This window comes from Rhodanobacteraceae bacterium (assembly GCA_024234055.1).
GTDB lineage: Bacteria > Pseudomonadota > Gammaproteobacteria > Xanthomonadales > SZUA-5 > JADKFD01.
The window spans coordinates 220,860-243,991 of record JACKOW010000006.1; the positions used below are offsets into that span (position 1 = coordinate 220,860).

The 23,132-nt window shown below is 66.3% G+C and carries 22 protein-coding genes; 7 read left to right on the top strand and 15 right to left on the bottom strand.

Features of this window, described 5'->3' with window-relative positions:
• Positions 1-161 precede the first annotated feature (161 nt).
• The 4 genes from H7A19_12630 to H7A19_12645 form a co-directional block, all read right to left on the bottom strand.
• Positions 162-1,919, bottom strand: coding sequence for a glycosyltransferase family 39 protein (locus H7A19_12630; protein ID MCP5475671.1), 1,758 nt, complete (start codon positions 1,917-1,919; stop codon positions 162-164).
• Positions 1,865-2,722 carry a hypothetical protein gene (locus H7A19_12635; GenBank protein MCP5475672.1) on the bottom strand — a complete coding sequence of 286 codons (858 nt, stop codon included), beginning with the start codon at positions 2,720-2,722 and terminating at the stop codon, positions 1,865-1,867. The genes H7A19_12630 and H7A19_12635 overlap by 55 nt, the downstream gene beginning before the upstream one ends.
• 94 nt (positions 2,723-2,816) lie before the next feature.
• Positions 2,817-3,284 (bottom strand): DUF2269 domain-containing protein, encoded by a 468-nt coding sequence (locus H7A19_12640; protein MCP5475673.1) that lies wholly within the window; start codon positions 3,282-3,284, stop codon positions 2,817-2,819.
• Positions 3,281-4,576: an NAD(P)H-binding protein gene (locus tag H7A19_12645; GenBank protein MCP5475674.1), complete on the bottom strand. Its 1,296-nt coding sequence runs from the start codon at positions 4,574-4,576 to the stop codon at positions 3,281-3,283. The genes H7A19_12640 and H7A19_12645 overlap by 4 nt, the downstream gene beginning before the upstream one ends.
• A gap of 272 nt (positions 4,577-4,848) precedes the next feature.
• On the opposite strand from H7A19_12645, the gene H7A19_12650 reads away from it, so the two are divergent.
• Positions 4,849-6,099: an MgtC/SapB family protein gene (locus tag H7A19_12650; protein MCP5475675.1), complete on the top strand. Its 1,251-nt coding sequence runs from the start codon at positions 4,849-4,851 to the stop codon at positions 6,097-6,099.
• Positions 6,100-6,673: 574 nt separating this feature from the next.
• Here H7A19_12650 and H7A19_12655 read toward each other — a convergent pair.
• Positions 6,674-7,087 carry a hypothetical protein gene (locus tag H7A19_12655; protein ID MCP5475676.1) on the bottom strand — a complete coding sequence of 138 codons (414 nt, stop codon included), beginning with the start codon at positions 7,085-7,087 and terminating at the stop codon, positions 6,674-6,676.
• Positions 7,047-7,565 (bottom strand): hypothetical protein, encoded by a 519-nt coding sequence (locus H7A19_12660; protein ID MCP5475677.1) that lies wholly within the window; start codon positions 7,563-7,565, stop codon positions 7,047-7,049. The genes H7A19_12655 and H7A19_12660 overlap by 41 nt, the downstream gene beginning before the upstream one ends.
• Before the next feature lie 184 nt (positions 7,566-7,749).
• On the opposite strand from H7A19_12660, the gene H7A19_12665 reads away from it, so the two are divergent.
• Positions 7,750-8,109, top strand: a complete 360-nt coding sequence (locus H7A19_12665; GenBank protein MCP5475678.1) for a DUF971 domain-containing protein — start codon at positions 7,750-7,752, stop codon at positions 8,107-8,109.
• A 323-nt stretch (positions 8,110-8,432) separates the two neighbouring features.
• On the opposite strand, the gene H7A19_12670 is transcribed toward H7A19_12665, so the two are convergent.
• Complete coding sequence (locus H7A19_12670; protein MCP5475679.1) at positions 8,433-9,563, bottom strand: aminotransferase class I/II-fold pyridoxal phosphate-dependent enzyme; 1,131 nt, start codon at positions 9,561-9,563, stop codon at positions 8,433-8,435.
• A 154-nt stretch (positions 9,564-9,717) separates the two neighbouring features.
• On the opposite strand from H7A19_12670, the gene bioD reads away from it, so the two are divergent.
• The 4 genes from bioD to H7A19_12690 all read left to right on the top strand — a co-directional run bounded on the left by bioD (position 9,718) and on the right by H7A19_12690 (position 13,172).
• Positions 9,718-10,431 carry a dethiobiotin synthase gene (gene bioD, locus H7A19_12675; GenBank protein MCP5475680.1) on the top strand — a complete coding sequence of 238 codons (714 nt, stop codon included), beginning with the start codon at positions 9,718-9,720 and terminating at the stop codon, positions 10,429-10,431.
• A gap of 44 nt (positions 10,432-10,475) precedes the next feature.
• On the top strand, positions 10,476-11,687 hold the full coding sequence (locus H7A19_12680; protein ID MCP5475681.1) for a class I SAM-dependent methyltransferase: 1,212 nt from the start codon (positions 10,476-10,478) through the stop codon (positions 11,685-11,687).
• Between the two features lie 289 nt (positions 11,688-11,976).
• Positions 11,977-12,312, top strand: a complete 336-nt coding sequence (locus tag H7A19_12685; GenBank protein MCP5475682.1) for a hypothetical protein — start codon at positions 11,977-11,979, stop codon at positions 12,310-12,312.
• 83 nt (positions 12,313-12,395) lie between these two features.
• Positions 12,396-13,172, top strand: a complete 777-nt coding sequence (locus H7A19_12690) for an AMP nucleosidase (protein MCP5475683.1) — start codon at positions 12,396-12,398, stop codon at positions 13,170-13,172.
• Positions 13,173-13,263: 91 nt separating this feature from the next.
• On the opposite strand, the gene H7A19_12695 is transcribed toward H7A19_12690, so the two are convergent.
• The 4 genes from H7A19_12695 to dusA all read right to left on the bottom strand — a co-directional run bounded on the left by H7A19_12695 (position 13,264) and on the right by dusA (position 16,598).
• Complete coding sequence (locus H7A19_12695) at positions 13,264-13,599, bottom strand: hypothetical protein (protein MCP5475684.1); 336 nt, start codon at positions 13,597-13,599, stop codon at positions 13,264-13,266.
• A gap of 121 nt (positions 13,600-13,720) precedes the next feature.
• On the bottom strand, positions 13,721-14,644 hold the full coding sequence (grxD, locus tag H7A19_12700) for a Grx4 family monothiol glutaredoxin (GenBank protein MCP5475685.1): 924 nt from the start codon (positions 14,642-14,644) through the stop codon (positions 13,721-13,723).
• 99 nt (positions 14,645-14,743) lie between these two features.
• On the bottom strand, positions 14,744-15,601 hold the full coding sequence (locus H7A19_12705) for a CHAD domain-containing protein (GenBank protein ID MCP5475686.1): 858 nt from the start codon (positions 15,599-15,601) through the stop codon (positions 14,744-14,746).
• A 10-nt stretch (positions 15,602-15,611) separates the two neighbouring features.
• A complete protein-coding gene (dusA, locus tag H7A19_12710) occupies positions 15,612-16,598 on the bottom strand; it encodes a tRNA dihydrouridine(20/20a) synthase DusA (protein MCP5475687.1) in 987 nt (328 codons plus the stop codon).
• Positions 16,599-16,866: 268 nt separating this feature from the next.
• Here dusA and H7A19_12715 point away from each other — a divergent pair, with 268 nt between their 5' ends.
• Positions 16,867-17,238, top strand: a complete 372-nt coding sequence (locus tag H7A19_12715; GenBank protein ID MCP5475688.1) for a hypothetical protein — start codon at positions 16,867-16,869, stop codon at positions 17,236-17,238.
• A 425-nt stretch (positions 17,239-17,663) separates the two neighbouring features.
• Here the strand turns inward: H7A19_12715 and H7A19_12720 are convergent, their stop codons facing one another.
• The 4 genes from H7A19_12720 to H7A19_12735 all read right to left on the bottom strand — a co-directional run bounded on the left by H7A19_12720 (position 17,664) and on the right by H7A19_12735 (position 23,132).
• A complete protein-coding gene (locus H7A19_12720) occupies positions 17,664-18,521 on the bottom strand; it encodes a DMT family transporter (protein MCP5475689.1) in 858 nt (285 codons plus the stop codon).
• Between the two features lie 413 nt (positions 18,522-18,934).
• Positions 18,935-19,660: a class I SAM-dependent methyltransferase gene (locus H7A19_12725; GenBank protein ID MCP5475690.1), complete on the bottom strand. Its 726-nt coding sequence runs from the start codon at positions 19,658-19,660 to the stop codon at positions 18,935-18,937.
• A complete protein-coding gene (locus H7A19_12730) occupies positions 19,657-21,726 on the bottom strand; it encodes a glycosyltransferase (GenBank protein MCP5475691.1) in 2,070 nt (689 codons plus the stop codon). The genes H7A19_12725 and H7A19_12730 overlap by 4 nt, the downstream gene beginning before the upstream one ends.
• A complete protein-coding gene (locus H7A19_12735) occupies positions 21,726-23,132 on the bottom strand; it encodes an SPASM domain-containing protein (protein MCP5475692.1) in 1,407 nt (468 codons plus the stop codon). Before H7A19_12735 ends, H7A19_12730 begins: the two co-directional genes overlap by 1 nt.

Here is a 23,132-nt window from a genome sequence, read left to right on the forward strand (position 1 = left end):
CAAGGTGTAGGTTGGGCTAAGCGCAGCGTGCCCAACGGTTTGCATTGATGTTGGGCACGCTGCGTTTAGCCCAACCTACCTGCTTGGCCGGACGTTCATCACGGGCCCCGGCTCTTGCTCTCACCTTTTTCCTTTCTCCTTTTTCCCCCTTCCCCGCCCCATCAATGCCAGGCCACCTTGTGCCGGGTCCAGGCTTCGGGCGGGTGGGGCTCGCATTGAGGGCGCAAAGCGTCGGCGTTGACCAGATACCAGCGGCGGCGATTGGATTCGCCGACCACGGTGGCCTTGTCGACTTCGAAGCAGGCTTTGAGCGACAGCTTCTGGGCCATGATCCAGCGGTTCTCCGGCGCTTCGCGCAACCAGGCCACGGCCTTGAGCTCCTGCTCGGCCCGCGGCGCCAGAAAGCCGAAAACCGTGGCCGGCCGGTCAGCCATCAGCAGATTCTGTTCTTTCCAGCTGAGCAGGCCGAGTTCGGCATCCGGGCCGATCAGCGTGCCGGCCTGCTGCATCACGCCGCGGGCCGAGCGTGAATCGTTGATCACCGGATAGGCCCAGTAGCTGTAGATCAGCCAGATCGCGGTCAGCGAACCCGCCAGCGCGAGGGCGCCGCGCCGCGGTCTGAACGCGATCAGGCAGGCCAGTGCGCACAGGCCCATGGTCAGGGTGATCGGCCAGGGGTCGAGTCCGCGCAGGCTGCGCAGCCGCTCGGCGAAGGCCGGCTCGCCGTAGATGGCATAGAGCGATCCGACCGTCAGCCCCACGGCCAACAGGGCGGCCATCGCGAACAGCAGGCGCTGGGCAGCGGGTTTGCGCAGGATGCCGGGTAACAGCGGCGCCAGCGCCAACACCAGCATCGGCAGTGCCGGCATGATGTAAACGTCGCGCTTGCCGCCTGACAGCGAAAAGAAGAACACGATCAGTACGGCGAAGCTCAGCGGCAGCCACACCCGTGCCGGTCGCCAGCCGCGGCGCCAGCCCCGCCACCAGTGCGGGATGGCCCAGATCAGGGCGAAGGAGATCGGCAGCCACATACTGGCGATCATCTGCAGGTAGTACCAGGGCGGGTGCAGATGATGGGTGGGGGTGAGATAGCGCGAGGCCGTCTGCCCCAGCAGGATGTCGCGGGCGTAGTCGGTGTAGGCCGGATCGTCCAGTCGCCAGACCGTCCACAGCATCGGCACCAGCCACAGCGACACCGCCAGCACGAAGGCCAGAACGGCGAGCGCGATCTTCCCGGGCGACATTGCCCGTCGCGGCGGCAAGCCCTGCCAGCCCAGCCGCCGCCCGGCCAGCGCCAGGGGTATCAGCAGCAGCGCCAGAAAGGCCACGCCCTTGGTAATGGTGCCGATGCCGGCGGCAAAGCAGCCGATCCACAGCCAGCGCCAGTTCGGCCCCAGCAGCAGATGGCGCAGCAGGCCGTAACAGGCCAGGGTCATGATGCCGAGCAGCGTGGCATCGATCTGCGCTGCGCGCACCTGGAAGGTGAATTGCAGCGTGAACAGCAATCCCAGTGCGGCGACCAGCGCCACCCGCCGACCGTGCAGGCGCCGCGACAGATCGTAGACCAGCCCCAGCGTGAGCAGCCCGGCCAGCAAGGACGGCAGCAGAAAGGCGATGCGCCAGGAGCCGGTCAGCGCATGGGCGCTGGCCTGCATCCACATGAACATCGGCGGCTTGTCCGAATACAGCTCGTTGCCGCGATGCGGAAACAGCCACTCACCGCTGTCGACCATCTGCTTGGCCACCAGCGCAAAGCGCGGCTCATCGGCCGGCCAGGGATCGCGCAAGCCGATCCCCGAGGCCAGCAACAGCACGGCGAAAGCCAGCAGCAGCCAGAACTGACGGCGCTGGCTCTCGCCCAGACTCAAGGCGTCTGCTCCAGGCGCACGCCCAGCGGGCCGAGCACTTTCTGATCCCATTTGATGGCAATCAGTCCCTTGCCGTCATAGTGGAACAGCAACTCGGGTTCGGCCTCGAATCGCGGGCTGGTCTGCACCTTCGGAATGGTCAGGCGCGCCACCACCTGCACCCCACGCTGGAACCACAACCCTTCAAGCGTACGCGGCTGCTTGCCGAAGGTCAGGGTCATCTGGCCATTGGGGTTGAGCTTGATCGACACCTGCGAGCCATCCTCCAGCGTGCCGGCGAAATCCGATTGCACCCGCGGGATCAGATGGCGTGTTTCACGATGGGCGTCATACAGCGCCAGCGTGCCCACCGCGTCTTCCAGATCAGCCCGCAGTTCGCCAAAACGACCGCGGGCCTTGCTCTGATCCGAGCGCACCACGACATAACCGGTCTCCGGCGAGGTCAGGGTCAATCGACCGGGGCCCGCAGCGCCCTTGGCAGCGGCCTCGCGCCACGGCGTCAGCTTCACCCGGTAAATGGTCACCAGCGGCTGCGCGGCGCCTCGCTTGTCCTTGAACTCGACCACCAGCGCCGCTTGTGCCAGCTCGCTCAGCGCCCGGGCCTCTTCCGGATCGAGTGCCCGCCAGCTGACGTCCTCGCCGCGCCAGGATTCAGGCAGGGTCAGGGCAACGCCGACATCGCGCGAAGCCACGCGCCCCGGCGGCGGTTCGGTGCTTTCTTCCAGGATCGGACCGGGGGCCCAGGACGGTGTTGCAGCGGCTGCTTTCGGATCGGCAGTCGGCGCCTGCTCCTCGGCATGGACGCTGGAGATACAAAGCAAGAGGGCGACAAAGCCCCAGCCAGGAATACGCATGATGTGTGCACTCTGAGTCTGCAAACCGGTCGCGAAGCATAGCGGACCCGGGCTGCGGCGAAATCAGACGGCAGTAGGACCGTGTTGCCTGGAGTCAGACTGGCTTACGCACCATCAACCAGAAAATGCCGATGACCGACAGAAAGGCCGGCCAGCCCAGAATGAACCAGATCCACATCTGGCGTGCGAATTCGGGCGGCAGTGCCTGCTGCCGGGCCTGTGCTGTCGCGGCCAGCCGGGCCAACCGAATCTGGATGAACACCACCGGTATCCAGCAGGCCCCGGTGAGTGCGTAGAGCACCAGCGCCGCGGCGACCCAGGGCGTGGACCAGGGCAGCGACAGCAGATGCAGCAGTGCGACACCGGTCAACAGTTGCGCAATCACCGCCGGCGTCGTGAACACGAAATCGGCCAGCACCGTCAGTCGGGTGACCCGGGCGATAGCGCCGAGATCGCCGCTGCGCCAGGTCATCCACTGGAAGAAGGCGATGCCCAGTCCCGTGCCGAAGAGAATCGTGGACGACAGGATGTGTAGCCATTTCAACAGCAGATAGGTGCTCATCGGCGGTCGGCCAGCACCAGCCAGACCATGGTCGCGGGGATCACGACCAGGTTCTTCGCCAGCGCGCCCCAAGGATCCAGCCAAAGGCCGGGCAGCATCCAGCCCAGCACCACGGTGTAGCCGAGCACCAGCAGCAGCAAAGCCCGACCGGCAGCGCGCGCATGCCAGTTGCCAATCAGCAAGGCGCCGAGCACGGCATCGAGCAGACTGCCCCCGTAGCCGCCCAACCAGCCCAGCCACTCGGGCCAATGCAAGGGCGCTGCCAGCACGCTGATCTGGGCCGGCGGAGTGGCGAATCCGGCCATCGCCGACAGCAGACACATCAGGCCAAGGCTCCAGCGCAGCACCGGTGCCAGCGGATACAGCCGCGCCTGCCAGCGGTCCTGCACTTCGGCAGGCTGGCGCGCCGCCCAGACGGCGAAGCGCTGTGGCGCGTGACCGAAGCGGGCGCCGAGCGCCTCGGCATCGGCGATGCTGGTGCTGTTGCCGCGGGCCAGCATGCGCACCATGGCCGAGCCCAGCGGCCCGTCACCGATGCGGTCGCCGAGCGCGCCGGCCAGGCGCAGCAGAGCCATGGGCAGCGGCAGCATCCAGGCCTTCGGCAGGCGCAACCATTGCCGCATGGCGCGCAGGAAGTCGCCCAGGGTCATGATCTCGGGGCCGACCGCGGGCCAGATCTGAACGCTCTGGTCGCCGACTTCTGCGCTGACCGCGGCGACCACGATCTCGGCCAGATCGCGTACATGCAGGGGTTGAATCGGCTGTAGCCCGCGCCCGGGCAAGGGCACGATGCCCGGTGCTGCCGCCAGCGCCCGCAACAGCGAGGAGCCGCCATAGCTGCCGCTGAAGGCGTAGACCAGCGAGGGCCGCAGCACCGTCACCGGCAAGCCGCAATCCAGCAGGGCCTGATCGGCGCGATGCTTGCTGGCGACAAACTCGGCATCCCTGGGGTCGCCGAGCGCCGAGATCTGCAGGAAGTGTCGCAATCCCAGCTCGGCCGCCGCCCGGGCCACGGCCAGCGGCGTCTGGCAGTGAATCCGATCGAAGTCGGCGTCGCTGGCCTTGAGGATTCCGGCGGCGTTGACGACCGCGTCGATCCCGGCGAGGCGCGGCAACCACAGCGCCGGGTCGTTGTCCTGCCTCAGATCGGCTTCAATACAGGTCATGCCCGGCGCCATCTCAGCAGCTCGGCCAGGGCGAACTACCGCCACGACCTCATGCCCATGCGCCTGTAGCGCCGACACGACATGGCGACCAATGAATCCCAGTGCTCCGAGAACCAGAATCCTCATCGTGTCCGCGCCCTTGGCTGCCCAGCTGTCATACCATAGCTGCGTGCCGGGGCCTTTGCAGGCGCCAATTTTCGGGTTGAAGGGAGCTGCTGGCGTTGCGCCTGTTTTGCGCATCAAGCGCTTCTGGAGGGCGCGAGGGCACGAGGGCGCGAGGGCACGCAAAGGCAAGCTCACCGCTAGCTCTTGATCTTGCGTGCCCTCATGCCCTCTCGCCCTCGTGCCCTCAATTCAGTCATTCACGATATGTTTGCTGGGAATGCCGGAACCCCGCCATGAACGACATGCCTGACGCCGATGTGCTGCTTGGCCTGACCGTTGCCCTCGGGCTGGGCCTGCTGATCGGTATCGAGCGCGAGCGCAACAAAGGTAGCGGGCCGGGGCGGGCCGCTGCCGGAATGCGCAGCTTCACGCTGGTCGCCCTGATGGGCTCTCTGGCCAGTCATCTCGGCACGCCAGCCATGGTGCTGGCCGGTCTTTTTGTCTCAGCCGCGGCGCTGATTGCCTTCCTGCGCTCGAATCGGGATGACCCTGGCCTCACCACTGAAATTGCGCTGCTGCTGACCTATCTGCTGGGCGTGCTGGCGCAGACCGAGGCCGGACTGGCTGCGGCTCTGGGCGTGCTGGTGGCCATCCTGCTCGCCGGCAAGAGCAAGCTGCATCGCTTTGCGCAGACCCTGCTGACCCCTCAGGAGATCCATGACGGCCTGCTGCTGCTGGCCTCGGCGCTGATCGTGCTGCCGCTGCTGCCGACGACGGCGATTGATCCCTGGGGCGTGCTCGAAGTGCGCAAGCTCTGGGCCATCGTGGTCTTGATCATGGCCATCGGCGCTGCCGGCCATGTCGCCTTGCGGGTGTTCGGGCCGCGTATCGGACTGCCGGTGGCTGGCTTCGTCGGCGGATTCGTGTCCAGTTCGGCCACCATCGCGGCCATGGGCCAGCGCGCGCAATCGGATCCCACCCGCGCCGTCGCCGCGGCCGCCGCGGGCATGGCCAGCAGTGTGGCGACCACGGTGCTGATGGCGATTCTGCTGGTCAGCGCCTCTCTCACCCTGCTGCGAGCGGTCTGGCCGATGCTGCTCGCCGGCACGGTGACTGCACTGGTGGCGACCGTGCTGCTGGCGCGGCGAGCACGCACCAGCACTTCCGATCCCAGCGAAACCAGTGGCCGTCCGTTCAATCCGGTCGATGCCCTGATCTTTGCCGGGCTGCTGGCGACGGTGCTGCTGGCGTCTGCCGTACTCAAGGCCTGGCTGGGACCGCAGGCCATCTGGCTGGCAGCCGCCAGCGCCGGTCTGGCCGATGTGCATGCCGTGACGCTATCGATGGGGCAGTTGGTGGCCACCGATCAGATTGGTGTTGGCACCGCGCGTTGGGCGCTGGTGCTGGGCTTCGCCAGCAATATGGCAACCAAGATGTTCCTGGCGCGCCGTGCCGGGCGCGAGTACCTCGGCCATCTGTGGCCCGGCCATCTGGCGATGTTGCTGGTGTTTGCGGGAATGGCGCTGCTGTTGCCGGCAGGCTGAGGGCAGGAGGGCAGGAGGCGCGAGGGCAGGAGGCCGCGAGCGCGGCAAAGGACGTAGGTCACGTTGACCCGAAGGGTCTACGTGACGGCACGCCATTCACCTGGGCCACTACGTATCCAAAGGCGAGCTCCATCAAGATCTTCGCGGCGTGGGAACTCGGCGAGTGCGTTCTCTCCATGAACCCATATCGTAAGTTGTTGATGCGTCATTGCGAGGAGCGCAGCGACGAAGCAATCCAGGGTGGCGCCGCACGCCCTTGGATTGCTTCGCTACGCTCTCCATGAACCCATATCGCAAGTCGTTGATTTCTTCCTCCGCCTGTAGGAGCGCCCTTGCGGCGCGACCGCTGCTTCGAAGGTGCAGCTTGCCGGTCGCGACGCGAGGTCGCTCCTACGGGCGGGTTTGTGGTTCATGGCCCGTGGGCAGTTTCGGGCCGAAACAGGTGGCTCGCAACGCTCTCAGGATTCAGGCGATGGCATCGCGGTGGTTGCGTCCCGCGGCACCACCGAGCCCTCGATCGCTGCCATCGGGCGCAGTGAGGCAGCCATCGAGAGCCCGGTGTCGATATGGTGGGTCAATCCCTTTCGAAGCTGCCGCCAAACAGTTCGGTGGTTTCGAAGGAGCCGGCCGCACCGATCCTGTCCGGCAGCGCCTTGGGCGCCTGCACGGCGACGACGTCGGTTGAGTTCCGGATTTCGGTGGTCCGGTGCACGCCGAAAACGGCGGCCACGATAGCCAGGCTGGCCGCGGCACCCGCCAGGGGTCGCCACCACTGGTGGGCGGGCGCGCTTGCCGGCGTGGCTGCGCTGACCCAGTCCCGCGCCACTTCGGCGCTGCCATCGGCCAGGCGCAGCGCCAGCTTCAGCTCGGCGGCCAGTTGCGGATCACGCAGTGCGCGGCGTGCCAGATCGCGACGGGCATCCACGTCCAATCGACCTGCGGCCAGCTCAGTCAGGGTCCGGGTCTGTCGCTCGAAAGTCTGGGTCACGGTCCTTCACCTCTTGGTCCCTGGCCTGGGCGCGGAGTGCTTCCAGGCTGCGATACACGATGTTGCGTGCCTTGGCTTCAGTCCAGCCCATCAGCGAGCCGATCTCTGCGGTCGTGAAACCCTGCAGATGAAGTCCCAATGCCTCGGCACGTTCAGCATCGACCTGCTGCAGCTCCTCAAGCACCGCCAGCAACTGCGTGCGATCCTCAAGTGCCCCGCTGGCATCGATCGACTCTCCGGTGGACCAGGGCTCTACATGCTCCAGTCCCACGTGTTCGGCACTGCCGCCTCTGACCTGCCGACGACGGGCCGCGTCGATCGCGACGCTCAACACCACACTGCGAATAAAAGACGCGGGCTTGTCCCAATTCCTCTCACGACTCAGCGTCTGCCACAGCCGCAGCCGGATTTCCTGCTCGATTTCCTCGAGGTCGGCTTCATTGCGACGATGATCCAGACTCACCAGGGTCTTGCGCACAAAGCCGCTCCAGCGCTCGATCAGACGCTTGAATTCGGCTTCCTGGGGGACACGGCGGCGCAGGAACACGGGGGCGGGAGGCTGCTGGGCGGGCCCGACAAGTTAGCGGAGCCCTGCGGCGAAGGCCAGCATCAAGCGCGGCGCTGCCGGCATACTGACGCCCCGGACCCGCCACGACGCTGCCATGCCCACACCGACCGATATCCGCCTGCACCAGACCTCACGCGTGCTGGAGATCAGCTTTGACAGCGGCGAGGTGTTCCGATTGCCCTGCGAGCTGCTGCGCGTCTACAGCCCCTCGGCCGAAGTCCAGGGCCATGGGCCCGGGCAGCGGGTACTGCAGGTGGGCAAGGAGCGGGTCAACATCAAGGCCATTCATCCGGTGGGCCACTACGCCGTGGTGCTGGAATTCGACGATGGCCACAACACCGGCATCTACTCCTGGACCTTGCTGCACGAGCTCGGCAGCCATCAGGGCGATTACTGGCAACGCTACCTGGACGAACTGGCCGCCGCCGGCGTCGAGCGGCAGGCGCCGGAGTAGCGGAAGCGGCGCCGCGGCGCGACCGTCACAAGCCAGCCTTCAGGACCGCGCAAACAGGATCTTCAACGCAGAGAACGCAGAGATTCGCGGAGAACGCAGAGAAAGGCGTATCCATCATCGCCTTTGCCTTTCTCCGCGTTCTTTCTGCTTTTCCTTTGCGTCCCCTGCGTCCTGCTTCTGGCCTCAACGCTCGGCGAGTCCCGGTCGTCGCCCCGACCCTGTGGGAGCGGGCTCTGCCCGCGATCGGTGGTGCGTCGGATCTAGGGGGTGGAGATCGCGGCTGAAGCCACTCCCACAGCCTGTTTTTCGGCGCCTGTTACCGACTACGCCGCGCCCCAGGCCAGCGCCTGGTCCAGATCGGCGATCAGATCCTCGGCGTGCTCCAGGCCGACCGACAGCCGCAGCAGCGTCTCCGGCGTCGGGCTGGTCGGACCCTCGACGGATTGCCGATGTTCCACCAGGCTCTCGTAGCCGCCCAGGCTGGTGGCGTTGATGAACAGCCGCAAGCGACTGGCGACCTCGATCGCCCGAGCGCGCGTGCCGGCCACCTCGAAACTGAGCATGCCACCCGGGCCGCGCATCTCCGCCAGCACGGTCGCCCGTTGCGGATGGCTGTCGAGGCCGGGGTAGTGCACCGCGCCGACCCCTGCGTGACCCTGCAGGAACTGGGCGACCGCCTTGGCATTGCGCTGATGCCAGTCCAGCCGCGGCGCCAGTGTGCGCAGGCCGCGCAGCACCAGCCAGCTGGCGAAGGGGTTGGCCACGGCGCCGAGCAATTTGCGCGATTCGCGCACGGCGCTTGCCAGTTCATCATCGTTGGCAAAGATCAGGGCGCCACCGCCGACATCACTATGGCCGGCCAGATACTTGGTGGTCGAGTGCATGACCACATTGGCGCCCAGCGCCAGCGGCTGCAACAACAGTGGCGTGGCAAAGGTGGCATCGACCACCAGCACGGCACCGGCGGCGCGGGCGATATCGGCCAGTGCGGCCACCGAGCTCAGCTTCAGCAGCGGGTTGGAGGGTGTTTCCGCCCACAGACAACGGGTATTGGGACGCAGCGATCTGCGGACCTGATCGGCATCGCTCATGTCGACCAGGGTCAGTTCCAGATTCCAGCGCGCAAACCAGGTCTGGGCCAGCTTGCGCACCGCGAAATAGGTGTCGTCAGCCATCAGCACATGGCTGCCCGGCGCCAGATTCTGCAGCAGCGCCGCTACGGCGGCCATGCCCGAGGCAAAGGCCAGCGCGCAGGCGCCGCCATCCAGCGCCGCCAGCGCGGTTTCCAGCCGATCCTGGGTGGGATTGGCATAGCGGCTGTAGAGAAAGCCGCTGGTCTCTCCGGCATCGGCCGGATGTTCGAAAGTGGTGGACAGATGGATCGGCGGCGCCACCGCGCCGGTTTCCCGATCGACTTCTGCTGCCGCATGCACGGCAATGGTTTCCAGGCGCATCTTCGACTCCGGCGTGCGGCAATCTGCGGACGATAGCGCCTCGGCTATGCTCGCCGACATCCGCCAGCCGTCGAGACTGACCCTATTCCTCCCTCATGTGCCTGTCCCTGCACCCCACCAGCGCGCACGCCACCCCACCACTGAGCTTCCCAGCATGAATCTGTTCGTGGTGGGCACCGATACCGGTATCGGCAAGACCTTCATCAGCGCTGGCCTGGTCCGTGCCCTGCGTATGCTGGGCCGCGATGCCGTGGCCCTCAAGCCCGTGGCCAGCGGCTTCGATCAGGGTCCCGCCGGGCGTCGCAATGAGGATATCGAGGCCTTGAGGGCGGCAGCCGATGGGGCGCTCAGCGCTTCCCAGATCAACGTCTACGGCTTCGATCAGCCGATCGCGCCGCATCGCGCCGCCGAGCTGGCGGGCGTCGAGATCGAGCTGGAGCCCATCTGCCAGAGCTTCTTTGCCGCCGTGCGCGCGCACCAGGATGTGCTGGTCGAGGGCGTGGGTGGTTTTGCGGTGCCGCTGTCCTCGCGGTGGATGTTGTCTGATCTGGTCCGGGCGCTGGATCTGCCGGTCTTGCTGGTCGTGGGCCTGAGGCTGGGCTGCATCAATCACGCACTGCTCAGCGCCCAGGCCGTCGTGGCGGCTGGCTTGAGCCTGACCGGCTGGGTCGCCAATGCGCTCGACACCGGCATGGAGCAGCAAGAGGCCAGTGTCGATGCCATCGCACAACGTCTGGCCGCACCCCGGTTGGGAACCATCAGTCGCAACGCCCCCGAGCAGGAATTTCTTCGACTGGCCCAGTCACTGCTCCGGGCCAAAGACACCGCGAAGCGGGCGGATCCGACGCCGCAACACCGGGAACCCTGAGCACCCCAGCGCGTCGAAGTCCGACTCTGTGCGAGCATCCACGAATGAATCCGATCGAAATCACGAGTTTGACGCTGGCCCCCGAGTCGCCCGAGGCCGGGCAGCCGCTGGTCATCGAAGTTCGCTGCCGGGTCGACGCGCGCATCCTGTTCGAGCTGGATCTGGCACTGGAGATCTACGATGGCGAGGGTCAACGGGTCTGGTTCCGGGCTGCACACCAGGATGGAGCCGGCGCCAACTGGCTGCCGCGAGGCGAATACCGCTGGCGCCTGACCGCACCCGAAGGCAGCCTGCCACTGACCAGCGGACGCCTGCTGGCGACCGTGTTGTTTCGAGATGGCCCACAGGCGCGACGCTCGAATTCCTACGCGCGCACCTTCGCCAACGCTGCCAGGGGTGCCGGTCTGGACCACGGCCGCTACACCCTGGATGGCGATCCCGACCCGTCGACACTGTCGTGGCGGCGTGGCCACAGCGACTGGTTCTTCCGCCATTTCGATCACGCAGCGCCCACCGCCGGCAGCTATCTGCTCAAGGATTCCGAACTGCTGCGTGGACGCATACTCGACGTCGGCTGTGGTGATGGCATCACCGATCTGGGTATCTACCTGCGCTATCAGCCCGAACGACTGGTGGGGATTGACCCCTTCGGCGGCTACGAGCGCCTGGCCGAGATTGCCGCGGCCGAACACATTCCGATGGAACCCTGGCCCGAGGGGCTCGAGTTCTTCAATGCCGACGCCAATCATCTGCCCTTTGAAGACGACAGTTTCGATGTGGTCATCAGCTGGGGCTCGGTGGAGCACATCGCCGGGGGATACCTGCAGGCGCTGCGCGAGATCAAGCGCGTGCTGCGCCCCGATGGTCTGATGTTCATCCATCCCGGACTGTTCTATTCGAATCCGGGCAGTCATCTGGGTGAATTCTCCGACGAGCCCTTCTTCCACCTGAAGAAGCCCCGCGAGGAGCTGCGTGAATTCATCCTCAACACGCCGCCGCGGCGCATGGATCGGGCTGGACACGTGGCCAGCAATGCCGAGTACTGGCAATGGTTCACCGAGCTCAATCCGATCACCGTGGCGGGTTTCGAACGTGAGCTGCGGGCGCTCGAGTTCGAGCCCTGGCGCGTGGCCATCCGCACCGAGGACCTGATCGAGTACACGCCGGAGCTGCTCGACTACCCGATGCAGGATCTGGCTACCGCAGAGTTGTATCTGAGCTGCTGGAACCGAAAGCGCCGGCGTCCGACACCGTAGCGCGGCGCTTGCTCCGCTGCCTCTGTTCGGCTTGGGCTTTGGTTTTTCCCGCCGCGCCGACAAGGCGCACATCCTGCCGAGCAAGCTCGAGCAAGCTCGGCACTGCAAAGGCCTCTTACACCGCTGTCTTGTGCTGTGGCAAAGCGCCAACCCGTTCTCAGTTTCTGAATGTCTCACCCGAAATCGGGGCAATTTTCGTCGATTGCATCGCACCGCGCGGCCTTTGGCTTGGGCAGTCTGCGTTTCAACAGGTACGAAACGAGTTGTCCATCACATCAGGAGCAGGGTCATGTTGCCACGTATCGTCTTTATCGCTGCTGTTGCGCTGAGTGCCGCGTCCGCCAGCGCTGCGGACTATGCGCCGGGGTCGCAGATCACGTTGCAAGGCACGGTCAGCGGCCTCGAATCGTCGCGAACCTTCTGGCTGGATGTGGATGGCGACCGAATTCTGGTCTACGGCACCAACGCTCAGCGAGCACGCATGTACCGCGGTTTGAAGGTGCGTGTCGAGGGTTCGATCAGTGACGACTACATCCGCCTCGCCGACATCGAAATGCAGGCACGGCGTATTGAAGTGGTGCGTGCTGAGACCGGGACCACAGCCGCCGTTCTGCAGCAGCCCTGATCGCACGATTGCATCTTCGGGGGTGATCAGCACCGGCTTTGGGCGCAGAATAGGCGGTTACCCGGATTGGATTGGTGATGCGCATGCGCAGCAAGGCTGAAATCGTCAACAACTGGTTGCCCCGCTACACCGGAACGGAGGTTGCCGATATCGGCGACCACGTTCTGCTGACCAACTTTCAGCACTACGTCGAAGTCTTCGCCCAGGCCGGTGGCGTCGAGGTCCGCGGGCGGGATCGGGCCATGCCCAATGCCAGTGTAGACGGCATCACCATGATCAATTTCGGCATGGGCAGTGCCAACGCCGCCACGATGATGGATCTGTTGAGCGCCGCCAAGCCACGAGCCGTGCTGTTTCTGGGCAAGTGCGGTGGACTCAAGAAGAAGAATCAATTGGGGGATCTGATTCTGCCGATCGCGGCTATTCGCGGTGAGGGCACCTCCAACGACTATCTGTTGCCGGAAGTGCCGGCCTTGCCGGCTTTCCGCCTCCAGCGCGCGGTCTCGACCATGATCCGCGACCTCAATCACGACTACTGGACCGGTACCGTCTACACCACCAACCGACGCGTGTGGGAGCACGACGGCGAGTTCAAGGAATATCTGCGCAAGACCCGCTGCATGGCCATCGACATGGAAACCGCCACCATCTTCGCTGCAGGTTTTGCCAATGGCATACCCACCGGCGCTCTCCTGCTGGTGAGCGATCAGCCAATGGTGCCCGAGGGTGTGAAGACCGAGGCCTCGGATCGGAAGATCACGGCCAACTTCGTCAATACCCACATCGAGATCGGCATCGAGGCGCTGAAGCTGATACGCCGGGATGGCAAGAGCGTGAAGCACTTGCGATTTGACGAGTAGTCATCCCGCCGACGCTGCTCTCGTGGGTCAGCGTCGTTCCCGCCGATTTGGCTCAGCGCAGCGCAAGCGGTTGTCAGGCCATCGTTCGGGCTTAGCCGTTGACCGAACTGGAACCCTGATAATTGAATCGGAACTGGATGACGCGCGCCGGCACGTCGCCCACGGCGGGCGCGACCGTACAGTCAAAGGTCTGCATTTCCTCGCCGCTGGTCCCCGGCTTGAGAATGACTTCGCCCTTGTACTCGAAGTTGCCCCCCGAGCCCTCGGACTTGCTCGCCGCCAGCTTGGCCTCGTCCAGTCGAAAGATCTGGCTGGACATGCGCTCCTGAGCTTCCTTGGCGCAAAGATTTGCCATGGGATCGTTGCCGCCACCGCATGACGCCAGGCTTGCCAGCGTGACGATGACTCCCACCAACCTTGCTCGCATCGCGGAACCTCCCGTTCTTTCGATGACTTGGCTTCGCTAGTTCGCGTGACTTCGCATTGAAGGGTGCACCGAGTTGCCAGTCAATGCAAGATTTCTGCTTGTCAAATTAGGACAACAGGGGTCAATAACGCGGTACCGAGGCGTCGACGCGCTGCGACCAGGCATCGATACCACCTTCGACGTTGTAGACCTGGGTGAAGCCGAGGCCACGAAAATGCTCGGCCGCTTGCCGCGAAGAGACACCGTGATGGCACAGAAAGGCGAGTGGCGTGTCCTTGGCCAGCGCACCGATCTCGGCGACGGCGGCGGCGTCGAGCACTCGCGCCGCGGGAAACGGCGCCAGCTGTCGGTCACGTTCCGGTCGGACATCCAGCACCGTGATCGTGCCTTGCTGAATCCGGGCCGACAGATCTTCGACGCTCAGCGGGCGCACGCCTGCGGGCGCCTGCGGCAGGCTGATCGTAAGCCCGCTGCCGCGAACGTCGTCCACCCAATCCACCCTCATGCCCTTGGCCTTCTGCGCGGTGGCCAGATCCATCAGCACTTCGATGCCGCCCGATTCGGCGCGAATCTCGTGCCCCTGCGCCGGCTTCAGCATGAATGACGCCTGCCAGCGGCCATCAATCTGCAAATGCAGCGAGCTGCCCGGATCTTCGGCCATGCCGTTGCGAATGGCCTCGGCGGCGGCCGCACTGATCTGGATCTGCGGGGCTGAGCGGTCGGGCTTGGGTTGGCCCAGCAGCTCGTGCAGTTCACCCGAGTTGTACATGCCGCCGATGATGTCGGATCCGCCGATCAGCTCACGATCAACATACAGCTGGGGAATGGTTGGCCAGTTGCCGTAATCCTTGATGCCCTGGCGGATCTCGTCGTCGGCCAGCACATCAACGCTAACGTAGTCCTCGAGCAGCGTATCGAGGATGCCGACCGCCGTGGCCGAAAAACCGCAGCGTGGCGATTGGCGGTTGCCTTTCATGAACAGCACCACACGGTGCTGGCCGAGCAGGTCTTCGATGCGCTGTCGAGTGGCGATGGACAAGGTCATGGGCAGTCAAGATCCAGAAGCGATGACCATAGTTTAGCCCGCTCGATGTCAAGCCGGGTTGACGCAGTTGCGGCCAGCCTGGACGCAGTCCCGGACGGGTCAGTCCGCTGCCCGCAATCGTCGCGCCAGACCGGGTCGCAGCAGCTTCGCGGCGCGGGCATCGTTGCGCTTGGCCAGGGCGCGCCGTCGTGCCTGCACATGGGCACGCAAGGCCAGCCGGGTGCGGTCGCGCAATCCCAGTTGCCCCAGCACCCTGGACACCAGCGCCAGATCGTTTTCGTCGCCCAGACTCTGGGCCAGGCGCTTGAGCGCAAGGCTTGGGGGCGCCAGCTGGCGCTGGTCCAGCAGCTGGCACTGCAACAGCAGGATCCGAACCCTGCCGCGCCAGTGGTGACGCGATGCGGCGGCATGGCGTCCTGCGTTTTCACGTCGACCGCGGCAGGCGCGGCGGAAGGCGCGCTTCAGGGCGCGGCGGACTTCGGCCTCGCTGAGGCCGTCCAGTGGCCAGCGCGCACAGTCATCGCGCAGCTCGCGCAGCCCTTGCAGCATGCGCTGCCAGGCAGCACCCTGCGGCGACCTCCGCATCCAGCGCCGTTCCAGCGCTTCGGTCAGCCGCGAGCGCGCCTGGGTCAGGGCGCTGCGCATGCTGCCAATACCGCGGCTCTTGCGCAGACGGTCCAGTGCCTCGATGCGCGAGGCCCCATCGCGTAGCGGACCCAGTGTCCGTCGCAGCGCGCGCAAACGGGCATCGATCTCGGCCAGCGTGCGCCTGCGCCAGGGATCGCCCAGGCGCAACCAGGCGCGGACACGGCGTACACACTTGCGAGCCTCGTGCACGGCCTCGTCGCGGTCGCGGCCGGGATCAGAGAGCAGGTCCAGAGCTTGTTGCAGCTCGCGAGTGCAGGCCTGGCGCAGAAAAGCGCACAGCGAGCTCTGGTCCGGTTCGGCAGCGTCCATGGCGCCGGGCTCAGGCCGCTTGCCGTTCGACACAGGCCATTGCCTGATCGAGCACGTCGATGCCAGTGCCAGGACGGGCCTCGGACAAGGTACGCCGGTAGGCGCGCGCACCAGGTGCGCCCTGATACAAGCCGAGCAAGTGGCGCGCGATATGCCGTACCTCGCCGCCAGCGGCCAGATGTGCCGCGATGTAGGGTCGCATGCGATCCAGAATCTGCGCTCGCGATGGCGCCGAGTTCGGCCGGGCAAACAGCGCCTGCTGCCATCCGCTGAGCAGATAGGGTTCGTGATAGGCCGCGCGGCCGATCATCACTCCATCCAGACTCAGCAGAGCGCCTTCGATGTCCGCGGACTCGCGCAGCCCCCCGTTCAGTACCACCGTCAGCTCCGGTCGATCGGCCTTCAGCCGCCGCACCCGGTCGTAGTCCAGCGGCGGTATCTCGCGGTTCTCCCGGGGCGACAGGCCGTTCAACCAGGCCTTGCGCGCGTGCACGATGAACACCGTGCAGCCGGCCGCGGCCACGGTGTCGATGAAGCGCCGGAAGAAGGCTTCATCGTCGTGTTCATCCACGCCCAACCGACATTTGACGGTCACCGGAACATGGCTCGGCACCACCGCACGCATCGCCGCCACGCCTTCTGCGACCAGTGCCGGTTCCAGCATCAGACAAGCGCCGAAGCGGCCCGATTGCACCCGATCCGACGGACAGCCGCAATTGAGGTTGATCTCGTCATAGCCGAACTCGACGCCGATCCGCGCCGCCTGCGCCAGCAGCGCCGGATCCGATCCACCCAACTGCAAGGCCAGCGGATGCTCGCTGGCATCGAAACCCAACAGTCTGGAGCGATCGCCATGGATGGCCGCCTGCGCCACCACCATCTCCGTATACAGCCGCGCATCCGGCGCCAGCAGCCGGTGGAAATAGCGGCAGTGGCGGTCGGTCCATTCCATCATGGGGGCAACGCACAGGCGCCAGGGAGAGAGTGCGGCAGTCATGGCTCAAGTGTACTGCGCCGGCGGTAAAGCCAGTGCTCGGAAGTCGGCCTGCCGCGCATGGCGCGCCGCGGATGGGGACAATTCTGCACTTTCACTTCGGGCTTGCACCGGAACATACTCGGATCGTCGGTTGGTCTTCTCAGGGGAATGCAACCGGCAACCGCAAAGCGGGTGACCGGGTTTCCGGAGCCCGATGGCTGCAGTGCGCCGGATCGGGAGCTGCGGCGCCAGTCGATCGCCAATCCTTGCTCAGAGAGACGCGTCTGCCATGAGAATGTTCTTGCTCCTGATGTCATTTTGCCTGCTTGCCCCGCACGCCGCGTACGCGCAGGCGCCTGGAGATTGGGTGCTGGGCAAGTGGAAAGGCGGCCCATACTGGTTCCCCGGCGTGGTCGAGAAGCGCGCCGGCGACAAGATCACCATCGTCTTCGACGATGGCACGCGCGACACACTGCCGCGCAAGCTGGTGCGCAAGTACGACTGGCGTGCCGGCAGCAAGGTCGAGTGCCGCTGGTCCGGCGGTTCAGAGTGGTACGCCGCCAAGATCCAGAACATCGAAAAGGACGGTTCCACCCTCAACGTGTTGTACGAAGACGGGGTTCGCGAAAAGACCAGCACAGGCGCTTGCCGATCGAGCTAGCCCGCATTTCTCACACCTGTTGCGGAAGATCGCGCAGGGCTTTGCGACTAGCGCAAGGCGCGACGACGAGGAATGGTGATTCCATGGCGAGGAGGAGCAACGCCGCGATAGTCGCAAAGAACCAGCGAGGTCCGCAAAGCGGGCAGATGCAGGCGTACACCTTGCGATTGCCGCCAGACATCGGTTGACCGCACGCCACAAAGGAATCCGAGCATCTGCCCGCGCAGGTGTGAGAAATGCGGGATAGGCCAGCGTCCAGCCGTGCCTGCGCTGACGCGAAGCCTGCGGTAGCGGCACCGGATCGCTACCGCAGCAATCGATGTCCGGGCAGGAGCGCCCTTGCGTCCTTCGCGTCCTGCTCTCGGCACCAACCCGCCGCCATTCCCGGCTTTCGCCGGCACGGTGGTCGCGACGCGAGGTCGCTCCTACGAAGCAGGCGTGGAATCGGCCTGCCGGCGATCGATACGACGCTCGCTCCACAGCAGGAACAAACCGCTGGCAACGACGATGGCCGCGCCGAGCAGCACGATGGGCTGCGGCAGCGTCTTCCAGATCAGCCAGTCCAGACCCAGCCCCCAGGCCAGCGCGGTGTATTCGAAGGGCGCGATCAACGAGGCCTGGCCACGCTTGAAGGCTTCGGTCAGGGTGAACTGACCGACGGAACCGGTCACGGCAATCGCCAGCAGGATCCAGCCATGGGCGGCTTGCACCGGTATCCAGTCGGACCCGGTCAGCGCGGTGCCGCCGGCAGCCATGAACAACATCAGCCAGAACACCATCGACACCGAGGTGTCGGTGCGCCCCAAGACCCGCGACGTGATGGCGCTGATGGCATAGCAGACCGTGGCGACCAATACCGCCAGGCCGCCGATGGAGAGCATCTGCTCACCCTTGGGACGCAAGACCACGAGTACACCGAGCATGCCGATGGCGATGGCCCACCAGCGATTCGCGCCCACGCGCTCGCCCAGCAGCGGTGCCGCCAGCGCCGTGATCAGCAGCGGCGCAAAGAAGAAGATCGCGTAGGCCTCCGACAGCGGCAGCGTGCGCAGGGCAAAGGCAAAGCTGGCCATCATCAGGATGCCGATGACGCCACGCAGCAAGTGCAGGGACCAGCGCACCTGGAACAGCCGCGCACGCATGCCCAGCACCCCGGCCCACAGCAGCACCACCGGCAGCGAGGCATAGGCACGCAGCGCAGCGACCTGCAAGGGCGGGTAATGCGGGGTCAGCTCCTTGAGGGAGGCATCCATCAGCGCGAAGCTGCCGACGGCGATCACCATCATGACGATGCCACGCAGATTGTCAGCGCGTTGCTCGGGGCTCATCGGGTGGGCTTGCTTGGCAGGTGGCCGCGCAGCATAGCCGGTGGGGACGGGGCACGGGGCAAGGGGGCACGGGGCAAGGGGCAAGGGGCACGGGGCAAGGGGCACGGGGCAGGGGGCAGGGGGCAGGGGAAAAGCCGGCGTCTTTGCGAGGAACGGAGTGACGAAGCAATCCAGGAATTGGCAATCGTGCGTCTGTACGGCTTCTCCCGGATCAAGTCCGAGGTCGCTTGGACGCCCGCTCTTGTGGGTCCAGACTTGTCTGGACGCTCTTCGGTTGTTGCTGGAGAAGCGTCCAGACAAATCTGGACCTACAACAGCCAGAAGCCCGTAACCTTTCCCGTGCCCCGTGCCCCGTGCCCCGTGCCCCGCTACCGCTGCACCGTCAGCGTGCAGAAACTCGCCTGCTCCGCCGATGCTGCCTCGCCATAGTCCCAGTCGACACGCGTGACACGGCCCAGATGGTGCTCGCACAGCGCGCGCAATTGGTCCGGGGCGTAGGCGCGGATCTGTTCGCGAGTGCACAGCGTGCGGCCGCCGAAGGCTCCCCACAGACGGTAGCGACGTTCGATCCGGTGGCTGCCGTCGCCGAGCTGCTGGATGCGCTTGTGGCGGACCAGCCAGCGCCCCTGGTGGCGGCGGGCGTAGTCCCGCATCCAGCGTCCGTCGGCGAGCTGCGGTCTGGGGATGAAGGCATCGATGATGATCCGCGCCCGCTCCTGCAAGGTCTGGGACAGGCCCTGGGCCAATGCCTGCCAATCGGCCTCGTCGAGCAGATAGGTCACCAGCGAATAGGGCAGCAGCGCCAGCGCGAAACGACCGCGCAGGGCCAGCTGGCGCATGTCCATTTGCAGCAGACTGGCCTCGCTGCCGCAGCGCAGCCTGGCCTGACGCAGCATCGGCAGCGAGCGGTCGACGCCCACGGCCAGCAGGCCTTCGGCCAGCAGGGCCTGAAGCACGCGACCGCTGCCGCAGCCCAGCTCCAGCACCGGCCCGGCGGCCAGGCGTGCCTGTTCGAGGTAGTAGCCGACATCGGGCAGCGCCATGCTGGCACCCATGTCGGCATCGTAGATCGGCGCGATCCGGTCGTAGCTCACCTGCGGCCCCGGACGATGCACTGCTCGATCACCTGCCGCAGTCGCTCGGCCCGCGGCGCCCAGGACCAGGGGGCAATATCTGCCGTGGCTTGGGCCTCGGCCCGCCGGCGGCGCTCGGGCGCATCGATCTGTGCAACGATGGCCGAGACCATCGCGGCGCAGTCGGGCACCCGCAGCAGCCCGGCACTGCACAGGGATTCATAGCCGCGGGCGCCGCTCATGGTGCTGACCATCACCCGGCCATGGGCCAGCGCTTCGGCAATCTTGATGGCCGAGCCCTCGATGGCGCCCTGCGGGTTCAGCGCCAGCAGGCAGTCCTCGTAGTGCGGGGCGGGGTCGACGGCGCCTTCAATCAGGTCCACCGATGCCGGCAGCGGCCGCGCGCCCCAAAGCCTGGCGCCATCGACGCCGCCCAGGATCCGCAGCCGCAACCAGGGATAGCGTGCCGACAGGCTCGGCCAGGCCTGCTCCAGAAAGCACTGCAAACCCTGCAGATTGGGGCCGTAGCGCAGCGGCGCCAGCAGCAGTAGCGGGCCGCGATCGGGCGAGGGCAGCGGCTGCTGTGCGGGCAGACGAACGCCATTCTCGATCAGCTGCTGGTAGTCATGGGGCCAATGGCCCAGATCCTGGGGCGTGGTCAGCAGCAGGGCCTGCACCCGCCGCAGGGCCGCGCGCACCCGTTCGCCAGCGGTTTCGGGAAGCTCGCGGCCGGCATCATGCAGTGTCCACAACAGCGGAACCCGCGCGTCCAGCTGCTCGATCAGTCCCAGGCATTCCAGGTGTTCGAAGCAGATGGCATCCGGGCGGTGCGCCGCGATCAATCGTGCCAGTTCGGCGCGCAGGCGCGGATGGGCATGGGCAGACCAGCGTGCTTCGAAGTCCGGGCCGGAATCCGGGCGCCCGCCGACCGGGTGAATCTGGCGGAAGATGCCGTCGTCGGCCGTCGCCGGCAGCGCCTGCTCACCGGCTTCGTCATGCAGCAGGATCCAGTCGATCTCGTCGGCGCTGGCGCGGGCCAGTTCGATCACCCGACGGGCCCCGCCATGTGCCGGCGGCAAGAGCGTGAAGGGACTGACCAGCAGCACCCTGGGCTTGCCCGGTCGCCAGCGCTGCGCGTGCGGATAGCGCTGCAGATGCAGTTGCTGCAGACAGGCGGCGACGGGACTGTCCAGCAGCCGCTGACGAGCCTGCCGATGACTGCGCCGCAGGCCGCGCAGCCAGGCTTGCAGGCGGTCGATCCTGCCGCCATGCCAGCGCGGTGCCTGGAACAGATCGCCGTAGCGCCAGCGGAAATGCGCCAGATTGCGCTGCACGACGTGCTCGATCTGCCGGGCCGACACAAAGCGTCCGATGGTCCCGCGGTGCTCATGGATCGCCCGCGACGCCGGGCAGTGCAGAGAGCACAGACCCTCGGCCCAGGCCTGCATGGCCCAGTCGGCATCCTCGAAGTAGAACGGCGCGTAGGGCCCGCTCAGCGGCAGGTAGCGGCGCAAGGCGGCGGTCTGGAACAGTGTGGCACCGCCGCCGCCGTAGAGATGGCCACGTACGCATGCATCGGGTGGCAGCAGATCATGCAGTTCAAGATGAGCGTCGGGACCGAGCACTGGCACGGTGTAGCCGGTCTCTTCGCGACGGCGGTTGCGATCGGCAAATTCAATCTGACTGGCGATCGCGAAGACATCCGCTGCGCGCCATGGCAGCAGCACTCGCAGCGCATCGGGCTGCAGGCGCATATCGCTGTTCAGCAGGTACACCCACGGCGCCTGTGCCCGATCGAGCAGTGCTGCCACGGCGCCATGAAAGCCCAGCGGCCGTTGCACGAAGCGCCATTCCACGCCAGCGTGCGCGCTGCGCAGCGCGCGGTAGTCCGATGCGGCGGCACCGTTCACCAGCACCCGGATCTGGCAGGGCACCTCCAGTCCGGCACAGGCCAGCGCCAGCGCCGACAACGTGGCCCCGAGCAGATCGGGACGCCCGCGCTCGGGGATCAGAACCTCGATGGGCTCGCTGGCCGCGCCCGCGCCGCTGGCTGGGTCAGGGAGGAGTCGGCGACTGCCGTCGGCCATCAGCGGGTCTCGGCCAGGATCAGGGCAAAGCCGAGTTCGCGCAGATCGGCGCCGGTGCCCAGCGCATGCGGACTGCTGGCGCCCTCGCGCCGCAGTTGCAGCACACGCTGTGCCTGGGTCGATGGCGGCAGCGGCAGTCGCAGCTGCAATGGACCGGCTTCGGTCTGCTGGTGGACCAACAGCCCGTCCAGATGCACGCTGAAGGGTGCTGGTGTTGCTGTCGGGGCGACCATGCCATGCAGGTGCAGCCGTCGATGTCTGGCCACGCGCGGCAACCACAGCGTGGCCTCGGCGCTGCTCCAGCGCACGCCACTGCCATCGTCGCCGTGCCAGCCGCTCAGCAGTTGCTCGGCCGGTGCCTGCCGGCCTTCGATGCGGACGCTCGCGGGCTGCGGCTGGTGCACGCGCTTGTAGACGCAGCTTCGACAGGCCGACTCGGCGCCCGAGCGATGGCGCTCGCGAAAAGCGCGATAGGCCGGGCCGTTCCAGATCTCGCGCAGGCTCTGCTGGCGCAGATCGCCCAGCGCCACTTTCTCGGTGACCTCGCAGGCGATCACGCGGCCATCGGCGAGCACGTGCACGCTGTCGAAAGGGCTCTGGTCGCAAGTGCTGATCACGGCACCGTCGGGCATTGGCCAAGGCCAGGCCTGGGGGTGGGCGCTCAATCTGGTGTGGGCGCTCAGCTCGTGAGATGACAGCTGAATCGCCACCTGCGGCCAGCGCTGGCGGACCTCGGCCACAGCATCTTCCAGCCGGGTCCGGAATTCCTGGTGCAGCGTGCCGCTGGCCGTGTGTTCGGCGGCGGTGCCCAGTGGCAGCGGATCACGACCGATCAGCGGGTGCACCGCCAGCACTTCGATCCCGTGTTCGGCGGCAAAGGCGGCGATGGCGGGCAGCTGCGCCAGATTGCGCTGCATCGCCACGAAGGCCAGATCCAGCAGGAAGCGCCGATCGCTGTTGCGGCGCCAGTCCAGCACCTGCTGCAAACGCTGATGCATGGCTGCGAGGCTGCTGAAGCGGTAGATGGCATCGAATTCGCCGGCGTCCAGTGTGTGCAGCGAAACGGTCAGGCGGGTCAGGCCGGCGTCCAGTGCCGCCTGCAGACGCCCCGGCTTGAGTGAGGCCAGCGCGCTCACCAGTTCCACGTCGGCGCCGGTGGCCGCGGCCAGGGCCACGGCTTCAGCCAGCTGCGGATAATGACCGGACTCGCCGGCATAGTTGAGGCGGATGATCTGCGGCCGCTCCAGCTCACCGATCAGGCGCCGGTACAGCGCAAGATCCAGCAGCTCTCCGGCGCCGCGCAAGCTGGCGCGGGTGCAGAAGATGCAATCGAAAGGACAGCGCGAGCTGAGTTCGATCCACAACACCCGCGGCATTGGCGCAGTGCGTGCGCTGATCAGGTCCAT

Excerpts from the sequence above, each read along its gene's own strand:
- H7A19_12685 (MCP5475682.1), top strand. The coding sequence starts at position 11,977 with ATGTTGCCACGTATCGTCTTTATCGCTGCTGTTGCGCTGAGTGCCGCG.
- dusA (MCP5475687.1), bottom strand. The coding sequence starts at position 16,598 with ATGACTGCCGCACTCTCTCCCTGGCGCCTGTGCGTTGCCCCCATGATG.
- H7A19_12650 (MCP5475675.1), top strand. The coding sequence starts at position 4,849 with ATGAACGACATGCCTGACGCCGATGTGCTGCTTGGCCTGACCGTTGCC.
- H7A19_12640 (MCP5475673.1), bottom strand. The coding sequence starts at position 3,284 with ATGAGCACCTATCTGCTGTTGAAATGGCTACACATCCTGTCGTCCACG.
- H7A19_12695 (MCP5475684.1), bottom strand. The coding sequence starts at position 13,599 with ATGCGAGCAAGGTTGGTGGGAGTCATCGTCACGCTGGCAAGCCTGGCG.
- H7A19_12680 (MCP5475681.1), top strand. The coding sequence starts at position 10,476 with ATGAATCCGATCGAAATCACGAGTTTGACGCTGGCCCCCGAGTCGCCC.
- H7A19_12730 (MCP5475691.1), bottom strand. The coding sequence starts at position 21,726 with ATGGCCGACGGCAGTCGCCGACTCCTCCCTGACCCAGCCAGCGGCGCG.
- H7A19_12690 (MCP5475683.1), top strand. The coding sequence starts at position 12,396 with ATGCGCAGCAAGGCTGAAATCGTCAACAACTGGTTGCCCCGCTACACC.
- H7A19_12630 (MCP5475671.1), bottom strand. The coding sequence starts at position 1,919 with ATGGGATCAGAAAGTGCTCGGCCCGCTGGGCGTGCGCCTGGAGCAGAC.
- H7A19_12635 (MCP5475672.1), bottom strand. The coding sequence starts at position 2,722 with ATGCGTATTCCTGGCTGGGGCTTTGTCGCCCTCTTGCTTTGTATCTCC.
- H7A19_12670 (MCP5475679.1), bottom strand. The coding sequence starts at position 9,563 with ATGCGCCTGGAAACCATTGCCGTGCATGCGGCAGCAGAAGTCGATCGG.
- bioD (MCP5475680.1), top strand. The coding sequence starts at position 9,718 with ATGAATCTGTTCGTGGTGGGCACCGATACCGGTATCGGCAAGACCTTC.
- H7A19_12645 (MCP5475674.1), bottom strand. The coding sequence starts at position 4,576 with ATGAGGATTCTGGTTCTCGGAGCACTGGGATTCATTGGTCGCCATGTC.
- H7A19_12705 (MCP5475686.1), bottom strand. The coding sequence starts at position 15,601 with ATGGACGCTGCCGAACCGGACCAGAGCTCGCTGTGCGCTTTTCTGCGC.
- grxD (MCP5475685.1), bottom strand. The coding sequence starts at position 14,644 with ATGACCTTGTCCATCGCCACTCGACAGCGCATCGAAGACCTGCTCGGC.
- H7A19_12715 (MCP5475688.1), top strand. The coding sequence starts at position 16,867 with ATGAGAATGTTCTTGCTCCTGATGTCATTTTGCCTGCTTGCCCCGCAC.
- H7A19_12735 (MCP5475692.1), bottom strand. The coding sequence starts at position 23,132 with ATGGACCTGATCAGCGCACGCACTGCGCCAATGCCGCGGGTGTTGTGG.
- H7A19_12665 (MCP5475678.1), top strand. The coding sequence starts at position 7,750 with ATGCCCACACCGACCGATATCCGCCTGCACCAGACCTCACGCGTGCTG.
- H7A19_12720 (MCP5475689.1), bottom strand. The coding sequence starts at position 18,521 with ATGGTGATCGCCGTCGGCAGCTTCGCGCTGATGGATGCCTCCCTCAAG.